Annotated in this window: 18 protein-coding genes; 14 read left to right on the plus strand and 4 right to left on the minus strand. The window is 55.3% G+C overall.

Annotated elements, in window-relative coordinates:
• Window positions 1–129: 129 nt before the first annotated feature.
• On the plus strand, window positions 130–372 hold the full coding sequence (gene pspG, locus ACMWLG_RS17290; protein WP_023310044.1) for an envelope stress response protein PspG: 243 nt from the start codon (window positions 130–132) through the stop codon (window positions 370–372).
• A 184-nt stretch (window positions 373–556) separates the two neighbouring features.
• Here the strand turns inward: pspG and ACMWLG_RS17295 are convergent, their stop codons facing one another.
• The gene (locus tag ACMWLG_RS17295) at window positions 557–1,540 is read right to left on the minus strand and encodes a quinone oxidoreductase (RefSeq protein WP_045402484.1); all 984 of its coding nucleotides are present in this window, start codon (window positions 1,538–1,540) and stop codon (window positions 557–559) included.
• A gap of 66 nt (window positions 1,541–1,606) precedes the next feature.
• Here ACMWLG_RS17295 and dnaB point away from each other — a divergent pair, with 66 nt between their 5' ends.
• From dnaB to ACMWLG_RS17335, 8 genes are all read left to right on the plus strand, one after another.
• The gene (dnaB, locus tag ACMWLG_RS17300; RefSeq protein ID WP_023310046.1) at window positions 1,607–3,019 is read left to right on the plus strand and encodes a replicative DNA helicase; all 1,413 of its coding nucleotides are present in this window, start codon (window positions 1,607–1,609) and stop codon (window positions 3,017–3,019) included.
• Between the two features lie 16 nt (window positions 3,020–3,035).
• On the plus strand, window positions 3,036–4,115 hold the full coding sequence (gene alr / locus ACMWLG_RS17305) for an alanine racemase (protein ID WP_029740224.1): 1,080 nt from the start codon (window positions 3,036–3,038) through the stop codon (window positions 4,113–4,115).
• A 22-nt stretch (window positions 4,116–4,137) separates the two neighbouring features.
• Complete coding sequence (pnuC, locus tag ACMWLG_RS17310; protein WP_045402482.1) at window positions 4,138–4,695, plus strand: nicotinamide riboside transporter PnuC; 558 nt, start codon at window positions 4,138–4,140, stop codon at window positions 4,693–4,695.
• A complete protein-coding gene (locus ACMWLG_RS17315; protein ID WP_045402480.1) occupies window positions 4,692–5,702 on the plus strand; it encodes an AAA family ATPase in 1,011 nt (336 codons plus the stop codon). Before pnuC ends, ACMWLG_RS17315 begins: the two co-directional genes overlap by 4 nt.
• 75 nt (window positions 5,703–5,777) lie before the next feature.
• Entirely contained in the window at window positions 5,778–6,971 is a 1,194-nt protein-coding gene (tyrB, locus tag ACMWLG_RS17320) for an aromatic amino acid transaminase (protein ID WP_045355258.1), read from the plus strand.
• 221 nt (window positions 6,972–7,192) lie between these two features.
• Window positions 7,193–7,906 carry an acid phosphatase AphA gene (gene aphA / locus ACMWLG_RS17325; protein ID WP_045355260.1) on the plus strand — a complete coding sequence of 238 codons (714 nt, stop codon included), beginning with the start codon at window positions 7,193–7,195 and terminating at the stop codon, window positions 7,904–7,906.
• A 113-nt stretch (window positions 7,907–8,019) separates the two neighbouring features.
• Window positions 8,020–8,436 carry a secondary thiamine-phosphate synthase enzyme YjbQ gene (locus ACMWLG_RS17330; RefSeq protein WP_023310052.1) on the plus strand — a complete coding sequence of 139 codons (417 nt, stop codon included), beginning with the start codon at window positions 8,020–8,022 and terminating at the stop codon, window positions 8,434–8,436.
• Window positions 8,437–8,438: 2 nt separating this feature from the next.
• On the plus strand, window positions 8,439–8,792 hold the full coding sequence (locus tag ACMWLG_RS17335; RefSeq protein WP_023310053.1) for an MmcQ/YjbR family DNA-binding protein: 354 nt from the start codon (window positions 8,439–8,441) through the stop codon (window positions 8,790–8,792).
• Window positions 8,793–8,795: 3 nt separating this feature from the next.
• Here ACMWLG_RS17335 and uvrA read toward each other — a convergent pair whose 3' ends face one another.
• The gene (gene uvrA, locus ACMWLG_RS17340; protein WP_045355262.1) at window positions 8,796–11,618 is read right to left on the minus strand and encodes an excinuclease ABC subunit UvrA; all 2,823 of its coding nucleotides are present in this window, start codon (window positions 11,616–11,618) and stop codon (window positions 8,796–8,798) included.
• Window positions 11,619–11,868: 250 nt separating this feature from the next.
• Here uvrA and ssb1 point away from each other — a divergent pair, with 250 nt between their 5' ends.
• Window positions 11,869–12,399 carry a single-stranded DNA-binding protein SSB1 gene (gene ssb1 / locus ACMWLG_RS17345; protein WP_023310055.1) on the plus strand — a complete coding sequence of 177 codons (531 nt, stop codon included), beginning with the start codon at window positions 11,869–11,871 and terminating at the stop codon, window positions 12,397–12,399.
• Between the two features lie 62 nt (window positions 12,400–12,461).
• Here ssb1 and ACMWLG_RS17350 read toward each other — a convergent pair whose 3' ends face one another.
• On the minus strand, window positions 12,462–12,743 hold the full coding sequence (locus tag ACMWLG_RS17350) for a YjcB family protein (protein ID WP_008503385.1): 282 nt from the start codon (window positions 12,741–12,743) through the stop codon (window positions 12,462–12,464).
• A gap of 646 nt (window positions 12,744–13,389) precedes the next feature.
• Between ACMWLG_RS17350 and ACMWLG_RS17355 the strand changes: the two genes are divergently transcribed.
• Window positions 13,390–14,955: an EAL domain-containing protein gene (locus ACMWLG_RS17355; protein ID WP_045402478.1), complete on the plus strand. Its 1,566-nt coding sequence runs from the start codon at window positions 13,390–13,392 to the stop codon at window positions 14,953–14,955.
• A 6-nt stretch (window positions 14,956–14,961) separates the two neighbouring features.
• Here ACMWLG_RS17355 and soxS read toward each other — a convergent pair whose 3' ends face one another.
• Complete coding sequence (soxS, locus tag ACMWLG_RS17360; RefSeq protein WP_013095071.1) at window positions 14,962–15,288, minus strand: superoxide response transcriptional regulator SoxS; 327 nt, start codon at window positions 15,286–15,288, stop codon at window positions 14,962–14,964.
• Window positions 15,289–15,386: 98 nt separating this feature from the next.
• Between soxS and soxR the strand changes: the two genes are divergently transcribed.
• From soxR to ghxP, 3 genes are all read left to right on the plus strand, one after another.
• The gene (soxR, locus tag ACMWLG_RS17365; protein ID WP_023310057.1) at window positions 15,387–15,845 is read left to right on the plus strand and encodes a redox-sensitive transcriptional activator SoxR; all 459 of its coding nucleotides are present in this window, start codon (window positions 15,387–15,389) and stop codon (window positions 15,843–15,845) included.
• A gap of 293 nt (window positions 15,846–16,138) precedes the next feature.
• A complete protein-coding gene (locus ACMWLG_RS17370) occupies window positions 16,139–16,810 on the plus strand; it encodes a glutathione S-transferase family protein (protein ID WP_023310058.1) in 672 nt (223 codons plus the stop codon).
• Window positions 16,811–17,104: 294 nt separating this feature from the next.
• Window positions 17,105–18,454, plus strand: a complete 1,350-nt coding sequence (gene ghxP, locus ACMWLG_RS17375; RefSeq protein ID WP_023310059.1) for a guanine/hypoxanthine transporter GhxP — start codon at window positions 17,105–17,107, stop codon at window positions 18,452–18,454.
• Window positions 18,455–18,509 lie beyond the last annotated feature (55 nt).

Raw genomic sequence — 18,509 nt, forward strand, 5'->3', positions numbered from 1 at the left:
TAAAAGTTCGTCAAATTCACCACGCCCTGCGAACGTTCGCGGGGCGTTTTGCTTTAATAACAACAGTTTAATACTGGCATGATTCTTGTAATGCTGAATGCATTACTCAGGAACTCGTGAGAGAGCACCATGCTGGAACTACTTTTTGTGATTGGCTTTTTTGTCATGCTGTTAGCGACAGGCGTTTCGCTGCTCGGCATTCTGGCGGCTATCGTGGTGGCGACGGTGGTCATGTTTATTGGCGGACTGTTTGCGCTGACGATCAAACTGTTGCCGTGGCTACTGCTGGCCATTGCGGTCGTGTGGGTGATTCGGGCGATTAAAGCGCCAAAAGTGCCCAGTTATCAGCGCAATAACCGCTTCCGTTACTAAGGTATTGAGGGGTTCGTCACATACTTGTAACTTTTCCGGCGGCATGGCTTAGAACAGAATAGGATTTAGTTATCGAATCTGTCACTATGACTGCCGTTAAAGAATTCATCGAGCTGTACCCTACATACAGCCGAACTAAAAAAAGAAAGGGCTTCCCACGGGAAGCCCAATTTCTTTTTGGGACTCAGGGAATTAACAAGCTCGACCCCTGCGTCGCCCGGCTCTCCAGCACCTCATGCGCGCGCTGCGCATCGGTCAGCGCGAATTTTTGCGCATCTGACACCTCCACTTTGATGACGCCGCTGGCGATCAGCGAGAACAGCTCGTTGCTGGCTTCCTCAAGTTCTTCCCGGTTGGTGATGTATCCTTGCAGGGAAGGGCGAGTCACATACAGCGAACCTTTCTGGTTCAGTATGCCGAGGTTAACGCCGGTTACCGCGCCTGACGCATTGCCGAAGCTGACCATCAGACCACGGCGCTGCAGACAGTCCAGCGACGCTTCCCACGTGTCTTTCCCCACCGAGTCATACACCACGCGCACTTTTTTGCCGCTGGTGATCTCCTTCAGCCGCTCAACAATGCTCTCTTCACGGTAGTTAATCACCTGCCAGGCGCCCGCCTGCAGCGCGCGCTGCGCTTTTTGTGCATTTCCGACGGTGCCGATAAGCTTCGCGCCCAGTGCCTTTGCCCACTGACAGGCGATGAGCCCGACGCCACCCGCTGCGGCATGGAACAGGAACTGCTCGTCGGGTTTAATTTCATAGGTTTTGCGCAGCAGGTAGTAAACCGTCAGGCCTTTCAGGAACGAGGCCGCCGCCTGCTCAAAGGAGATGGCGTTAGGCAGCAGGGCGGCTTTATCCGCCGGAACGTTGTGGACGGAGCTGTAAGCGCCCAGCGCAGACTGCGCGTATACCACGCGATCGCCCTCTTTAATATGCTTAACCGCGCTGCCCACTTTAACGACGACACCGGCTGCCTCGGTGCCCAGGCCGCTCGGCATTGACGGCGGCGGGTAGAGACCGCCGCGAATATAGGTGTCGATGTAGTTAATGCCGATGGCTTTGTTTTCAACCTGCACTTCGTTTTCGCCAGGCGCGGTGGGGGTGAACTCCACCGCTTTCAGTACGTCTGGCCCACCGTGTTTCTGGAATTCAATGCGCGTTGCCATGCTCCCTCCGTAAGAAAAATATGGTAATCTTTCGACCCACTCTTTATCTCGGTAACTCCATTCACTATGGCAGGAAACAAACCCTTCAACAAACAGACTGAACCTCGCGAGCGTGATTTCCAGGTCGCAGGGTTAAAGGTCCCGCCGCACTCGATTGAAGCGGAACAGTCGGTGTTGGGCGGTTTAATGCTGGATAACGAGCGCTGGGACGACGTCGCCGAGCGCGTCGTGGCGGAAGATTTCTACACCCGCCCGCACCGCCACATCTTTACTGAAATGGCGCGTCTGCAGGAATCGGGCAGCCCGATCGACCTGATCACGCTCGCGGAATCACTGGAGCGTCTTGGTCAGCTCGACAGCTGCGGCGGGTTTGCCTATCTGGCGGAACTGTCAAAAAACACGCCTAGTGCGGCGAACATCAGCGCTTATGCCGATATCGTGCGCGAACGTGCCGTCGTCCGCGAGATGATCTCGGTGGCGAATGAGATCGCCGAGGCCGGTTTTGATCCGCAGGGGCGCACCAGCGAAGACCTGCTCGACCTGGCTGAATCCCGCGTCTTTAAAATCGCCGAAAGCCGCGCCAATAAAGACGAAGGCCCAAAAAACATCGCCGATGTCCTCGACGCCACCGTTGCCCGTATTGAACAGCTGTTCCAGCAGCCGCACGACGGTGTGACCGGGGTAAACACCGGCTATGACGATTTGAACAAGAAAACCGCCGGCCTGCAGCCGTCGGATTTGATTATCGTCGCCGCGCGTCCGTCGATGGGTAAAACTACCTTTGCGATGAACCTCGTCGAAAACGCGGCGATGTTGCAGGATAAGCCAGTGCTGATCTTCAGCCTTGAGATGCCCTCCGAGCAGATTATGATGCGTTCTCTGGCGTCGCTGTCGCGCGTAGATCAGACCCGCATTCGTACCGGCCAGCTTGATGATGAAGACTGGGCGCGCATCTCCGGCACCATGGGCATTCTGCTGGAAAAACGTAACATCTATATCGATGACTCGTCCGGCCTGACGCCGACGGAAGTGCGCTCCCGCGCGCGCCGTATCGCCCGTGAACACGGTGGCATCGGCCTCATCATGATCGACTACCTTCAGCTGATGCGCGTCCCGTCGCTTTCCGACAACCGTACGCTTGAAATTGCGGAGATTTCCCGCTCGCTCAAGGCGTTAGCCAAAGAGCTGCACGTACCGGTAGTCGCGCTGTCGCAGCTGAACCGCTCTCTGGAACAACGTGCCGACAAGCGCCCGGTCAACTCTGACCTGCGTGAGTCCGGCTCCATCGAGCAGGATGCCGACTTAATTATGTTTATCTACCGTGATGAGGTTTATCACGAGAACAGCGACCTGAAAGGGATCGCCGAAATTATTATTGGTAAACAACGTAACGGCCCAATCGGGACGGTGCGTCTGACCTTTAACGGACAGTGGTCGCGTTTCGACAACTATGCCGGTCCTCAATATGATGATGAGTAATTTCTAAGGAATTCAAATGCAAGCGGCAACTGTTGTTATTAACCGCCGCGCTCTGCGACACAACCTGCAACGTCTGCGTGAACTGGCGCCTGCCAGCAAGCTCGTTGCAGTCGTGAAAGCGAACGCTTACGGACACGGTCTTCTTGAGACCGCGCGAACGCTCCCCGATGCCGACGCCTTTGGCGTCGCCCGTCTTGAAGAAGCCCTCCGCCTGCGCGCGGGCGGTATTACTCAACCCATACTGCTCCTCGAAGGCTTTTTCGAAGCCAGCGATCTGCCGACCATTGCTGACCAGCATCTGCACACGGCGGTACATAACGAAGAACAGCTAACCGCACTCGAAACCGCCGAACTGAGCGAGCCGGTGACCGTCTGGATGAAGCTCGATACGGGCATGCACCGTCTTGGCGTGCGTCCGGAAAGCGCGGAAGCGTTTTATCAGCGTTTATGCCGGTGCAAAAACGTGCGTCAGCCGGTGAATATCGTCAGCCACTTCGCCCGTGCCGATGAGCCCGAGTGCGGTGCGACCGAGCGGCAGCTGGATATCTTTAACACCTTCTGCGAAGGCAAGCCGGGGATGCGCTCGATTGCGGCATCCGGCGGGATTCTGCTGTGGCCGCAGTCGCATTTCGACTGGGCGCGACCAGGCATTATTCTCTACGGCGTGTCGCCGCTGGAGAACAAACCCTGGGGGCCGGACTTTGGCTTCCAGCCGGTCATGTCGCTGGTCTCTAACCTGATTGCCGTGCGTGACCATAAAGCGGGTGAGCCTGTGGGCTACGGCGGTACCTGGACCAGCGAGCGTGATACCCGTCTCGGCGTGGTGGCGATGGGTTATGGTGACGGCTATCCGCGCGCCGCACCGTCGGGTACGCCGGTTCTGGTCAACGGTCGCGAGGTGAAGATTGTTGGCCGCGTGGCGATGGACATGATTTGTGTCGATCTGGGGCCTGAAGCCCAGGATAAGCCCGGCGACGATGTCGTGATGTGGGGCGAGGGGCTGCCCGTCGAACGCATTGCTGAAATTACGAAAGTGAGTGCTTACGAACTCATCACGCGCCTGACGTCAAGGGTGGCGATGAAGTACATCGACTAACATTTCATTCCAGGGAAGGATAATGTCCCCTTCAGAAATCGCGGCTTGTCTGGCCTATGCGCTCTCCGTCTGGCTGGCCGCCAGAAATAACATCCATACGTGGTGGATTGGCATCATAGGCAGCGGGCTTTATGCCTGGGTCTTTTATTCTGTGCAGCTTTATGCTGACGTTACGCTTCAATTCTTCTTCATTGTTACGAGCATAACCGGCTGGTTGCACTGGCTTAAAGGCAACCATGGAGAGGTATTGCCTGTTCGTCGTACCAAACCGGGGCATTTCTTGATGCTCCTGGCCTGTGCCGTGAGCGTGGCGGCGGTGTATGGACTGATATTGCATCTCTATACGAATGCCTGGGCTCCCTGGCTGGATTCCATCATTTTGACATTCAGCGTTCTTGCTCAGTTTATGCTGATGGGACGACGTCTGGAAAACTGGTACGTCTGGATTGCCGTTAACACGCTGGCGGTACCGCTGTATGCGATGAGGGACCTGCATCTGACCGCCGGGTTATATTTGCTATTTTGGTTTAATGCATGGCATGGACTGTATCAGTGGCGTAAGGAGATCCGCGCGCAATGAAGCGTTATGCCAGCGGCCTGGTTGTGGGCAAATTTGCACCTTTGCATTCAGGGCATGAAGCGCTTATCAATGCGGCTCTTGAGCAGTGCGAGACGGTCTGTATCATCAGCTATTCGTCGCCGGAAATACGCGGTTACGAACCTGAAAAGCGGCTTAACTGGTTAACAACGCGCTTCCCGCAATGTCGCCACCTCGTGCTTTCGCCGCAAGTGTTGGCTTCATATGGCCTTGCGCCACCTCCAACGAATGACGCTGATGACGATCTTCACCGTCACTATGTTGCAACGCTATGTGAGGACATTTTGCATAGTCAGCCAGAGGCGGTATTTACTGCCGAAGACTATGGAGACGGGTTTGCTAGTGTGTTGAGCCAACGTTTCGGACGACCGGTTGCGCACGTTCGTCTCCAGCGTCCACTGGGACCTGATGCCCCTTCGGGAACGCGCATACGTTCTGATGTTCATCGTTATCGTAAGATGATGTCCTCAGAGGTGTACCGAAGCTTTGTTTTTCGTATCTGCTTATTAGGTGGAGAATCGACGGGCAAAAGCACGCTAGCAAAGGCACTGGCGCAGACGCTAAACGCCCCGTACGTTGCAGAATATGGTCGTGAACACTGGGAAGCAATGAATGGTGTACTTGAACTGGAGGATTTGCTGCATATAGCCCAAGAGCAAGTGCGTCGAGAAGAATTATCCTGTATAGCGCCCTATCTGGTGTGCGATACGTCACCTTTAACGACCTTGTTTTACACGCTCGATCAGTTTGGCAGCGCGCCGCAGGCATTAATTGAGTTAGCCGAACGCGACTATTCTCTGGTCGTACTCTGCGGGGATGAATTTCCCTTTGTGCAGGATGGTACCCGCCAGAATGAGGCGTTTCGTCATCGGCAGCAAGCGTGGTATGAAGCGGAGCTGTCACAGCGAAATATCCCCTTTTTGCGAGTGCAGGGTCCACTCTCTGCGCGAATCGATCAAATTTGCCGATATATCCAGGGGCTGGCCTGATATCGCTCTCGACCTTCTCCTGCTTCCGGTTTATTGTTGAAATCCCTGCCTCATCGAATTCCGGAGAACCATCGCGTGTTTCAGAAAGTTGACGCCTATGCCGGCGACCCTATCCTCTCCTTAATGGAGCGTTTCAAAGAAGATCCTCGCAGCGACAAAGTGAACCTCAGCATCGGTCTGTATTACAACGAGGATGGCATCATTCCTCAGTTAAAAGCCGTTGCCGAAGCCGAAGCGCGTCTGAATGCTGTTCCACACGGTGCTTCTCTTTATCTGCCGATGGAAGGGTTAAACGCCTACCGCAACACCATCGCTCCGCTGTTATTCGGTGCCGATCACGCGGTGCTCGCGCAAAAACGCGTGGCGACCATCCAGACGCTGGGCGGCTCGGGTGCGCTGAAAGTGGGTGCAGACTTCCTGAAAAAATACTTCCCGGATTCAGGCGTGTGGGTCAGTGACCCGACGTGGGAAAACCACGTTGCGATCTTCGAGGGCGCAGGTTTCAGCGTGGCGACCTATCCGTGGTTCGACAGCGAAACGAACGGCGTGCGCGTCGAAGCACTGCTGGAAAAACTGAACACCCTGCCGGCGCGCAGCATTGTGCTGCTGCATCCATGCTGCCATAACCCGACCGGGGCGGATCTCACCAACGCCCAGTGGGATGCGGTGATTGAGGTACTGAAGGCCCGCGACCTGATTCCGTTCCTCGACATTGCCTACCAGGGCTTTGGCGCGGGCATGGAAGAAGATGCTTACGCCATCCGCGCCGTGGCCAGCGCAGGTCTGCCAGCGCTGGTAAGTAACTCCTTCTCTAAAATCTTCTCCCTGTACGGTGAACGCGTTGGCGGTCTGTCCGTGGTCTGTGAAGACGCCGAAGCGGCGGGTCGCGTGCTCGGCCAGCTGAAGGCGACGGTGCGCCGTATTTACTCCAGCCCGCCAAACTTTGGTGCGCAGGTGGTGGCGACGGTTCTCGGCGACGAACAGCTGAAAGCGTCCTGGCTTGCCGAAGTGGAAGCGATGCGTAAGCGCATCCTGTCCATGCGTCAGGAGCTGGTTAACGTGCTGAAAGAGGCCGTGCCGGGACATAACTTCGACTATCTGCTCAAGCAGCGCGGGATGTTCAGCTATACCGGACTGAGCGCGGCGCAGGTCGATCGCCTGCGCGAAGAGTTCGGCGTTTACCTGATCGCCAGCGGCCGTATGTGCGTGGCGGGACTGAATGCCAGCAACGTTCATCGCGTGGCGCAGGCGTTTGCTGCTGTGATGTAAGTACTTACTATTCGCTTCCCCCTCTCCCTGTAGGAGAGGGGCGGGGTGAGGGCATCTGGCCGCACAAAAACCTTGCCCGGCGCTTTGTGATCGTCTTCTTTTTATTCAGCTTCATAAGCAAAAACTCCTTCCCTTCACCTCCCGCTGGGGTTATGGTCGGATAGTTTTTTGATCATCTACTCAAATTAAAACGATAACAAACTGAATATTCAGGGGAAAATATGCGCAAGATCACACTGGCGCTCAGCGCCGCCTGCTTATTGTTCTCGCTTAATAGCGCCGTCGTCGCGCGAGCTTCTGCCCCGACGCCGCTTTACACCGGCACCACCGCCGCCATTCTCGCCGAGCAGGCACCCATTCACTGGGTTTCCGTGGCCCAAATCGAAAACAGCCTGATCGGCCGCCCGCCAATGGCCGTGGGTTTTGACATTGACGATACAGTGCTGTTCTCAAGTCCCGGCTTCTGGCGCGGGAAGAAAACGTATTCACCCGACAGCGAAGCGTATCTGAAGAACCCGGAATTCTGGGAAAAAATGAATAACGGTTGGGACGAATTCAGCATCCCGAAAGAGGTTGCCCGTGCGCTTATTGCCATGCACGTGAAGCGCGGTGACAGCATCTACTTTGTTACCGGCCGCAGTCAGACCAAAACCGAAACCGTCTCTAAAACGCTGCAGGATGATTTCCAGATCCCGGCAACCAGCATGAATCCGGTCATTTTTGCCGGTGACAAAGAAGGGCAAAACACCAAAACCCAGTGGCTGGAAAAGAAAAATATCAAAGTATTCTACGGCGATTCGGATAACGACATCACCGCCGCGCATGACGTGGGAGCCAGAGGGATCAGGGTGTTGCGCGCCTCTAACTCGACCTATCGACCGCTTCCGATGGCCGGAAAGTTTGGCGAAGAGGTGATCGTCAATTCGGAGTATTAAGTGCATGGCAGCGGGTTTGACTCTTTTTTAATCAAATCTCGCTGCTGCGGGTTTTACCTTTCGTCTTCTTGCTGCACACTTAGAAAGATTCATCTTTCATCACGGAGCAGCACATGTGGTATCAACAGACCCTGACCTTAAGCGCTAAACCACGCGGATTTCACCTGGTGACGGATGAAGTCATCGGGCAACTCCGCGACCTGTCGCGGGTGAAAACGGGTTTGCTGCATCTGCTGCTTCAGCACACGTCCGCCTCTCTCACGCTTAATGAAAATTGCGATCCCACCGTCCGGTCCGACATGGAGCACCATTTTCTGAAGAGCGTCCCGGACAACGCGCCTTACGAGCATGACTATGAGGGGGCGGACGATATGCCTTCGCATATTAAATCCTCCCTGCTGGGCGTATCGTTGATGCTGCCGGTTCACAACGGGCGGTTGCTGTTGGGAACGTGGCAGGGGATCTGGCTGGGAGAGCATCGCATTCACGGTGGTTCGCGTAAAATTATCGCCACGCTACAAGGGGAATAAAGATGACAATTTCGGAGATACTTCAGTACTGCATGAGCAAGCCCGGCGCGGAGCAGAGCGTTCATAGCGACTGGAAAGCCACGCAGATTAAAGTGGGTGATGTCCTGTTTGCGATGGTGAAAGAGGTGGAAGGCCGTCCGGCGGCGTCGCTGAAAACCAGCCCTGAACTGGCGGATTTGCTACGTCAACAGCATGATGACGTGAGGCCGAGCAAGCACCTTAATAAGGCGCACTGGAGCACCGTCTATCTGGATGGATCGATTCCAGGCTCGCAGATCTACTACCTGGTGGATGCGTCCTATCAGCAGGCGGTTGAGCTGCTGCCGGAAACCACCCGACAGCAACTCTCCGTGTGACAATTACAGCAACGGTTTAAGGAAGCGCGCGGTGTGCGAGGCTTCGCACTCTGCAACGGTCTCTGGCGTACCGGAGACGAGAATTTCACCGCCGCCGCTGCCGCCTTCCGGGCCGAGATCGACAATCCAGTCCGCGGTTTTAATCACGTCCAGGTTATGTTCGATGACCACGATAGTGTTGCCCTGATCGCGCAGCTGATGCAGAACCTCGAGCAGCTGCTGGATGTCGGCAAAGTGCAGGCCCGTAGTCGGCTCGTCCAGAATGTAGAGCGTCTGACCGGTGCCGCGTTTTGACAGCTCACGCGCCAGCTTCACGCGCTGCGCTTCACCGCCGGACAGCGTGGTTGCCGACTGCCCCAGACGAATGTAGGTCAGGCCTACGTCCATCAACGTCTGCAGCTTACGCGCCAGCGCAGGGACGGCGTCAAAGAACTCGCGCGCCTCTTCGATGGTCATGTCCAGCACTTCGTGGATGGTCTTGCCTTTGTACTTAATCTCCAGCGTTTCGCGGTTATAGCGTTTGCCTTTGCACTGATCGCACGGCACGTAGATATCCGGCAGGAAGTGCATCTCAACCTTGATCACGCCGTCGCCCTGGCACGCTTCGCAGCGGCCGCCACGCACGTTAAAGCTGAAGCGTCCTGGCGTATAGCCGCGGGAGCGCGCTTCCGGCACGCCGGCAAACAGTTCACGTACGGGCGTGAAGACGCCGGTATAGGTTGCCGGGTTAGAGCGCGGGGTACGGCCAATCGGGCTCTGGTCAATGTCGATAACTTTATCGAAATGCTCCAGCCCCTGGATGTCGCGGTACGGTGCAGGCTCGGCCAGCGTCGCGCCGTTCAGCGCCGTCTGCGCAATCGGGAACAGCGTATCGTTGATCAGCGTCGATTTACCGGAACCGGACACGCCGGTGATACAGGTAAACAGGCCAACCGGCAGCGTCAGGGTGACGTCTTTCAGGTTGTTGCCGCGCGCGCCGGTCAGCTTCAGCACTTTTTCCGGATCTGCCGCTACGCGCTGTTTCGGCACTTCAATCTTGCGCTTGCCGCTCATGAACTGGCCGGTCAGCGATTCGGGTACCGCCATAATGTCCTTCAGCGTCCCTTCCGCGACTACCTGACCGCCGTGCACGCCAGCGCCTGGGCCAATGTCGATGACGTGGTCAGCCGCGCGGATCGCATCTTCATCGTGCTCGACCACAATTACCGTGTTGCCGAGGTTGCGCAGGTGAACCAGCGTCCCGAGCAGGCGCTCGTTGTCGCGCTGGTGCAGGCCGATGGACGGCTCATCCAGCACGTACATCACGCCTACCAGACCCGCACCAATCTGGCTCGCCAGACGGATACGCTGGGCTTCACCGCCGGAGAGCGTTTCTGCCGAGCGGGAAAGCGTCAGGTAGTTCAGGCCGACGTTCACCAGGAACTTCAGGCGATCGCCGATCTCTTTCAGCACTTTTTCGGCAATTTTCGCGCGCTGGCCGGAGAGCTTCAGGTTGTTGAAGAAGTCCATCGCATGGCCGATGCTCATGTCTGAGATGGTCGGCAGCGCGGTGTTTTCCACAAACACGTGGCGCGCTTCGCGACGCAGACGCGTGCCCTCACAGGTGGCGCAGGAGCGGTTGCTGATGAACTTTGCCAGCTCCTCGCGCACCGCGCTGGATTCGGTCTCTTTGTAGCGGCGCTCCATGTTGTGCAGCACCCCTTCGAACGGGTGGCGACGCACGGAGGTATCGCCGCGATCGTTCATATACTTGAACTCGATGTTCTCTTTGCCGGAACCGAACAGGATCACTTTGTGCACGTTCGGGGTCAGGCTCGCCCACGGGGCTTCGACGTCGAACTTATAGTGCTCTGCCAGCGATTTCAGCATCTGGAAGTAGTAGAAGTTACGCTTGTCCCAGCCGCGAATGGCGCCGCCCGCCAGCGACAGTTCCGGGTTCTGAATCACGCGGTCCGGGTCGAAATACTGCTGGACGCCCAGGCCGTCACAGGTCGGGCACGCGCCCGCCGGGTTGTTGAATGAGAACAGGCGCGGTTCCAGCTCGCGCATGCTGTAGCCGCAAATCGGGCAGGCGAAGTTGGCGGAGAAGAGCAGCTCTTCCGCTTTTGGGTCGTCCATGTCGGAGACCACGGCCGTGCCGCCAGAAAGTTCCAGCGCCGTTTCAAAGGATTCCGCCAGGCGCGTGGCGAGATCGTCGCGCACCTTAAAGCGGTCAATCACCACCTCGATGGTGTGCTTCTTCTGCAGCTCCAGCTTTGGCGGATCGGACAGGTCGCACACCTCGCCGTCGATACGGGCGCGGATATAGCCCTGGCTTGCCAGGTTTTCCAGCGTTTTGGTGTGTTCGCCTTTTCGCTCTTTAATGATCGGCGCCAGCAGCATCAGGCGTTTGCCTTCCGGCTGCGACAGCACGTTATCCACCATCTGGCTGACGGTCTGGGCCGCCAGCGGGACGTCGTGGTCCGGGCAGCGCGGCTCGCCCACGCGGGCATACAGCAGACGCAGGTAGTCATGAATTTCGGTAATGGTACCGACCGTTGAACGCGGGTTATGCGAGGTGGACTTCTGCTCAATAGAGATAGCAGGGGACAACCCTTCAATGTGGTCGACATCCGGTTTTTCCATCAGCGACAGGAACTGACGCGCGTACGCAGAGAGCGATTCAACGTAACGACGCTGTCCTTCGGCATACAAAGTGTCGAAAGCCAGTGAGGATTTGCCAGACCCCGAAAGCCCGGTCACGACAATGAGTTTGTCGCGAGGGATTATGAGGTTGATATTCTTGAGATTGTGGGTGCGGGCGCCCCGAACTTCGATCTTATCCATTCACCTTTCCCGGTTGGAACACGGATTGCCTGATTTGTTTGAAGGACAAACGGCTGTCAGAAACGGCTAATTATGACACAATTTGACCTGTTTGAATATACAGTATTGGAATGCATTTTCTGATTGGCTGTGTAACAATGTGGAGTTGCGAGAGAACTCTGGAACGTGCTACGCAACTATCAAAGTGCAGCATGGAAATGGTACACTCGCGCGTTTACACTATTAAGAAACGTATTCAGGAGACACGAACATGGCCAGCAGAGGCGTAAACAAGGTGATTCTCGTCGGTAATCTGGGCCAGGACCCGGAAGTACGCTACATGCCGAGTGGTGGCGCAGTTGCCAACATTACGCTGGCTACTTCCGAATCCTGGCGTGATAAAGCGACCGGTGAGATGAAAGAGCAGACCGAATGGCACCGCGTTGTGCTGTTTGGCAAACTGGCCGAAGTGGCCGGTGAGTATCTGCGTAAAGGTTCTCAGGTCTATATCGAAGGCCAGCTGCGTACCCGCAAATGGACCGATCAGTCCGGTGCTGAGAAGTACACCACGGAAGTCGTGGTCAACGTGGGCGGTACCATGCAGATGCTGGGTGGCCGTCAGGGCGGTGGCGCACCGGCTGGCGGCGGTCAGAGCCAGCAGCAGGGCGGTTGGGGTCAGCCTCAGCAGCCGCAGGGCGGCAACCAGTTCAGCGGCGGCGCGCAGTCTCGTCCGCAGCAGCAGTCTGCTCCGGCGCCGTCTAACGAACCGCCAATGGATTTCGACGACGACATTCCGTTCTGATTTCCGCGTGCTGAAAACAAAAAACCCAGACTATCGTCTGGGTTTTTTTATTCCGTCAGGGATCAGGTAATCACCATCGGCCAGTCTGGCGGCGTGTGGCTCATCGCCTCAACCATCACCACTTTAATATTTTCCCAGACGGCGGCGATATCCAGCAGGGTGATGCCAAGCAGACCCGTTGCAAACCAGCAGGCTGCACCCAGCCCCAGCAGGGTGCTGATGACAGCAAGACCCGCATAGTCAGATTTACGAAACTGAATATTCAGCGTGCTGGCTAAAAACATCAGTACCGCACTCAACAAAGGCCAGCGCAGGAGAACCATGCTGGTAGTAATGGTTGCCATAAAACCCATCCTCTACAAAACAGACGAACTGAATGAAACGGTGTTTCTCGTTACAAAATATGTGTGAACTATATCACATTTGTTGATTTATTCGCCAGTGTCTGAGCGATCAAAAAAGAGGATTTTATTCTTCAGAAAAGGCGATTGCGCGGGTTGGTTCGGCCTTCGGCGCACGAGGAGGTGGGCACACAGCGTGCCGGAAACGCACATCGGGCAGGTGGTGATACCGCAAATTCGGTTTTTATAAGAGGGACGTTATTCTCACCCAATCCTGAAAATATTGTGGTGAAGGCTGACTATTTATAAATCAACGAACACAATGCCTCCGAGCAAATAGTATAAAACGTCCCGATGAAGTTGTACTTTTTTCATGCTGTCAGACGTTTGGCTTAATCAACGATCGTCTGTTGTGTTATCTTCCCGTCAGCCCTAACGGGCTGGATAATTATTTTCCTTAATTGAAACGGAACGAATACTTACAGTTTAACTTACGGGAAAATATTATCGGCATAACGAAATTTAAGATTTTTAATACTAAAAGTCAGTTGCTAACTTCGCATGATTCATGCAACGTAATCACCTGTTTAACAAAGCATCCGGCCTTCATTACTACAGGCGTACAACATGCAGGGATATAGGGCGGGAAATGAATCGTAGCGCGCGGCGCAAAATGCTCAGGGTGGTAGGGATCATCATGGTAGTTATGCTGCCGGTGATGCTTGCGCTATGGTTTGCCCAGCTACGAGCCGTTTCTGAAACAAGCGCCCAGCTACGCACATTTGCTGAACTGGCTTTAGACAAAACAGAGCTGGTTATTCAACAGGTTGAGCTGGCCAGGGACGAGGCGGTAAAATATCAGGGCGAGCTTTGCACGCCGGGACACCGTCAATATATGCTGAACGTTGTTCGTGGCCGCCTGTTTGTCGCCGATTTAATTTACGCTGAAGGTCAGAATTTTCTTTGTTCGACCGTTTTTACACCGGATCACCCCTACGCCATTCCTGTCGCTAATTACACGCGTAAACCTGACGTCGCTATCTATTATTATCGCGACACCCCATTTTATACTGGCTATAAAATGACATATATGCAGCGCGGAAATTATGTGGTTGTCGTCAACCCGCTTTCATACAGCGAAGTCATGTCCGCGGATCATTCTCTCTCCTGGGGTGTGTACGACACGGTAACCAATGCTTTCTTTTCCGTCAGCCAGAAAGCCAATGTTTCTTTATTAAATTCGATGATTCGGGATAAGGAATCGGTATTTCAAAAAGATAACCGCTTTTATACGATCGTAACATCTCCCAAAAGACCGATTGCGGCCATTGTCTCGACATCAAATAAACGCTTTTATGAAACGCTTTATCACCAGGCGACGTTGACGCTGCCGCTGGGCATGATCTGCAGCATTATTATTTTGCTGGTATGGTCCCGTACCCATCGTGAGCTTAATTCGCCGGGGCGCTTACTGCACCGCGCGCTGAACAAACGACAGCTTTGCGTCCACTATCAGCCGATTATTGATATTAAGAATAACCAGTGTGTGGGCGCGGAGGCGCTGTTACGCTGGCCTGGCTTTAACGGGCAGGTGATGAGCCCGGCTGAGTTTATCCCGCTGGCGGAAAGTGAGGGAATGAGCGAGCGGATTACGGACTATGTCGTTGAGGAGGTGTTCAACGATCTGGGTCATTTCCTGGCCGAGCATCCGCATCTCTATATTTCGATTAACCTGTCGGCCACGGACTTCCACTCCTCGCGGCTGATCGCCATGATTTCCGAAAAGGCCCGCCACTACGCGGTCCGTGCGCAGCAAATCAAAATAGAAGTGACGGAACGCGGTTTTATCGATGTGCCAAAAACCACGCCGGTGATTCAGGCTTTCCGTCAGGCGGGTTATGAAGTCGCGATCGATGATTTCGGTACCGGCTACTCGAACCTGCACAACCTCTACTCGCTGAACGTGGATATTCTGAAAATCGATAAATCGTTTATCGATACCTTAACGACCAACAGTACCAGCCACCTGATCGCCGAGCATATTATCGAGATGGCGCAAAGCCTGCGGCTGAAAACCATTGCGGAAGGGGTAGAGACGGCAGAGCAGGTGAGCTGGCTGTTGAAGCGCGGCGTCCAGTTTTGTCAGGGATGGCACTTCGCGAAAGCGATGCCGCCCCAGGAATTTATGACCTGGCAGCAGCAGCCTTTGCACTGAGGGTGATTAATTCAACTGGTGGCGATAGTCGCTCGGCGTGCGGTCAAACTCGCGGCGAAACACGCGGGAAAAGGTTTGTTGCGACACATAGCCAAGGTCCATCGCGATATCAAAAATGGGCCGCTGCGTGGAGCGTAGCGCCTGTGCCGCCAGCAGCAGTCTGCGCTGGCGAATGTACTCGCCCAGCGTCTGATGCATGACCGTGCGGAACATTCTCTGTAAATACCATTTCGAATAGCCCGACTTTTTAGCGACCACATCAATGTTCAACGGTTGGTCGATATGTTCATCAATCCATTCAATAAGCGTCTGAATAATCTGCTGATGCGACATAAGGTTGCCCCTCTGTAGATACAACTATCTCGGTTAATTCGTCGTTTTCTCTGCGGGCGAGTATAATTCCTCAAGTTAACTTGAGGTAAAGAGGTTTTATGGAAAAGAGATTGCCGCGAATTAAAGCGCTGTTAACCCCCGGCGAAGTGGCAAAGCGAAGCGGCGTTGCGGTATCGGCGCTCCACTTCTATGAAAGCAAAGGGTTAATTAAAAGCATCCGCAACGGCGGCAACCAGCGCCGCTATACCCGAGACGTGCTCCGCTACGTGGCGATTATCAAAATTGCGCAACGAATCGGAATCCCCCTGGCCACCATCGGCGAGGCGTTTGGCGTGCTGCCTGAAGGGCATACGCTGAGCCCGAAAGAGTGGAAAGAGCTGTCGTCCCAGTGGCGTGAAGAGCTGGACCGGCGTATTCATACGCTGGTCGTCCTGCGTGATGAGCTGGACGGTTGTATCGGCTGCGGCTGCCTGTCGCGTAGCGATTGTCCGTTGCGTAACCCCGGCGACAGGCTGGGCGAGCAGGGGACGGGGGCGCGGCTGCTGGAAGAGGATTGAGTTTGTGCGGCCGGCAAAAAGCATAATAAAGAACTAAAGCGCCACATAAGGGCGCTTTAGTTTTTCCCGGTCTTTGCCTTTCACTCTATCCCGCTGGTTCACGGGAGGGTTTCCCCCGACATCAGCACCCCTCAGTGTCGAGCTGGTTGGGGAGGTTCCGGATTGTGCTGACACTTTAATTCTATGCAAGACCCGTTTTTTCGCCAGCCTCACCGACCGTTTTTTAGACGAATTTTTTTCGCGGTGTTGTTCAATTTTCTATAGTTAAAAAGTATGAATAACAGGAGAAAGCCATGCTCACGGTACACCACCTTAACCAGTCGCGCTCGCACCGCGCGATCTGGGCGCTGGAAGAACTCGGCCTGCCTTATGAGATCGTCCACTACCAGCGCGAAAAGAACATGCTGGCGCCGGAGGCTCTTAAAAAGGTGCATCCGTTGGGCAAATCGCCGGTCATCGAAGATAACGGACTGATTCTTGCGGAGTCTGGCGCAATTCTGGAATATCTGCAGGAAACGTACGATGCCGAGTCTCGGCTTAAGCCTTTGGATCCCGCGCATAAGGTGCAATACCGCTTCTGGCTGCATTACGCCGAAGGATCGCTGATGCCGCTGCTGTTAATGAAGCTGGTCTTCAACAGCCTCGGCAAGCCGCCGGTGCCGTTTGGTATCAGAACCCTGGGCAAAGCGCTGGGGCAGGGGGTGCAGAAAGCGTATCTCAACCGTCAGCTGGAGACCCATGCGCGCTTTATTGAGTCACATCTTGCCGAAAACAGCTGGTTTGCCGGGGATTCGCTCAGCATGGCCGATATCCAGATGAGCTTTCCGATCTTTGCGCTGCTGGCGCGCGGCGGTATCGCTAATCTGCCGCATATTCAGGCATGGAAGGCAAAAGTTGAGAACACCCCAGGCTGGCAAAGAACCCTGGAACAAGGTGGACCGTTATCTATTCCCGGTGAGGACTGAAATGTAAACAAATTGCGCATAGACGATAACGTTTGCGCATCCTCTGTTTATTTCTTCAGCGTCATAAGTGAATTTTAGAGAAAAACGAGAAAGTTCAGTTGAAAAGGGCGGGGATTACGCTAGATAATCGTTTGCCTTAATTTGACCACCCGTTTGTAAGCGCGGAGCTAAACGTTTGCTTTTTTTGTGACGCCCTTTCGTCACAAACGCAACACAAGGATTTGACGTTCAGCTGGCAGTGGCGTCTCCACCTCGCTTACAAACTTCCTAAAAAACTCTCAGGGGATGTTTTCTATGTCTACGCCATCTGCGCGTACTGGCGGTTCACTTGACGCCATGTTTAAAATTTCGGCCCGCGGCAGCACCGTGCGCCAGGAAATTGTTGCCGGTTTGACAACGTTTCTGGCGATGGTTTATTCCGTCATCGTTGTGCCGGGCATGCTGGGCAAAGCAGGCTTCCCGCCAGCGGCCGTCTTTGTGGCGACCTGCCTCGTGGCCGGCGTGGGCTCCATCGTGATGGGCCTGTGGGCGAACCTGCCGCTGGCGATTGGTTGCGCCATCTCTCTGACCGCGTTTACCGCGTTCAGCTTGGTGCTGGGACAGCACATCAGCGTACCGGTTGCGCTGGGTGCCGTGTTCCTGATGGGTGTGCTGTTTACCGTGATTTCGGCGACCGGCATCCGTAGCTGGATTTTGCGCAACCTGCCGCAGGGCGTGGCGCACGGTACCGGCATCGGTATCGGCCTGTTCCTGTTGCTGATCGCCGCCAACGGCGTCGGTCTGGTCATCAAGAACCCGCTGGACGGTCTGCCGGTGGCGCTGGGCCACTTCGCCAGCTTCCCGGTGATTATGTCGCTGATCGGCCTGGCGGTGATTATCGGTCTGGAAAAACTGAAAGTCCCGGGCGGCATTCTGCTGACCATTATCGGTGTATCCATCGTCGGCCTGATTTTCGATCCAACCGTACACTTCTCCGGTATCTTCGCCATGCCGTCGCTGAGCGATGACAAAGGCAACTCCCTGATTGGCAGCCTGGATATCGTTGGCGCGCTGAACCCGGTGATCCTGCCAAGCGTGCTGGCGCTGGTCATGACCGCCGTGTTTGACGCGACCGGTACCATTCGTGCGGTGGCCGGTCAGGCGAACCTGCTGGATAAAGACGGTCAGATTATTGACGGCGGCAAAGCGCTGACCACTGACTCCCTGAGCAGCGTCTTCTCTGGTCTGGTGGGCGCGGCGCCTGCGGCGGTGTACATCGAGTCCGCAGCGGGTACGGCGGCAGGCGGTAAAACCGGCCTGACGGCGATCACCGTCGGCGTGCTGTTCATGCTGATCCTGTTCCTCTCTCCGCTCTCCTATCTGGTTCCGGCGTATGCGACCGCGCCAGCGCTGATGTACGTTGGCCTGCTGATGCTGAGCAACGTGGCGAAAATCGACTTTGCGGATTTCGTGGACGCCATGTCTGGCCTGATCACCGCGGTCTTCATCGTCCTGACCTGTAACATCGTGACCGGCATTATGATTGGCTTCGCGTCGCTGGTGATTGGTCGTCTGGTCTCCGGTGAATGGCGCAAGCTGAACGTTGGCACCGTGATTATCGCCGTTGCGCTGGTAGCGTTCTACGCGGGCGGCTGGGCAATCTAAGTTGTCCATTGATGCGAAAACGGGTGGCTCAGGCCGCCCGTTTTTATTTTCAGGA

The organism is Enterobacter sp. 01-M-02-SI-ECC, from assembly GCF_047530595.1.
GTDB lineage: Bacteria > Pseudomonadota > Gammaproteobacteria > Enterobacterales > Enterobacteriaceae > Enterobacter > Enterobacter cloacae_M.